General features: G+C 51.7%; 8 tRNA genes. All 8 read right to left on the bottom strand.

The window, feature by feature from the left end:
* Window position 1: 1 nt before the first annotated feature.
* Window positions 2-74: transfer RNA gene (locus G9G54_RS24830), tRNA-Thr, on the bottom strand.
* A 22-nt stretch (window positions 75-96) separates the two neighbouring features.
* A tRNA-Phe gene (locus G9G54_RS24835) sits at window positions 97-169 on the bottom strand.
* A gap of 37 nt (window positions 170-206) precedes the next feature.
* Window positions 207-283, bottom strand: a tRNA-Asp gene (locus G9G54_RS24840).
* A 15-nt stretch (window positions 284-298) separates the two neighbouring features.
* Window positions 299-375 (bottom strand) — tRNA-Met (locus tag G9G54_RS24845).
* 26 nt (window positions 376-401) lie between these two features.
* A tRNA-Val gene (locus tag G9G54_RS24850) sits at window positions 402-477 on the bottom strand.
* Between the two features lie 10 nt (window positions 478-487).
* Window positions 488-559, bottom strand: a tRNA-Glu gene (locus G9G54_RS24855).
* A 17-nt stretch (window positions 560-576) separates the two neighbouring features.
* Window positions 577-668, bottom strand: a tRNA-Ser gene (locus tag G9G54_RS24860).
* Window positions 669-671: 3 nt separating this feature from the next.
* A tRNA-Asn gene (locus tag G9G54_RS24865) sits at window positions 672-747 on the bottom strand.

Consider the following 747-nt stretch of genomic DNA (forward strand, 5'->3'; position numbering starts at 1 on the left):
GTGCCGGCGAGAGGACTTGAACCCCCAACCTACTGATTACAAGTCAGTTGCTCTACCAGTTGAGCTACACCGGCACATAAAATATTCAATTAAAAGTGGCTCGGGACGGAATCGAACCGCCGACACGAGGATTTTCAGTCCTCTGCTCTACCGACTGAGCTACCGAGCCTTATTCTAAGGCTCATCATTAAACGTTGTATTACTAATGGCGGAACTGACGGGATTCGAACCCGCGATCTCCTGCGTGACAGGCAGGCATGTTAGGCCACTACACCACAGTTCCATAATAAATTTTAATTGGTTGCGGGGGCAGGATTTGAACCTGCGACCTTCGGGTTATGAGCCCGACGAGCTACCGAACTGCTCCACCCCGCGACAGTAATAAATATTTATTTTTCAAATGGTGGAGGCTGAGGGGCTCGAACCCCCGACCCTCTGCTTGTAAGGCAGATGCTCTCCCAGCTGAGCTAAGCCTCCATACTACTTATGACCCGTAGGGGATTCGAACCCCTGTTACCTCCGTGAAAGGGAGGTGTCTTAACCCCTTGACCAACGGGCCATGCTACAAATCAATTATGGCGGAGAGAGAGGGATTCGAACCCTCGAGACGCTTTTGGCGCCTACACGATTTCCAATCGTGCTCCTTCGGCCAACTCGGACACCTCTCCATATGGCTCCCCGAACAGGACTCGAACCTGTGACAACTCGATTAACAGTCGAGTGCTCTACCAACTGAGCTATCAGGGA

Source organism: Paenibacillus sp. EKM212P, from assembly GCF_011066115.1.
GTDB classification, from domain to species: Bacteria; Bacillota; Bacilli; order Paenibacillales; family Paenibacillaceae; genus Paenibacillus; species Paenibacillus polymyxa_B.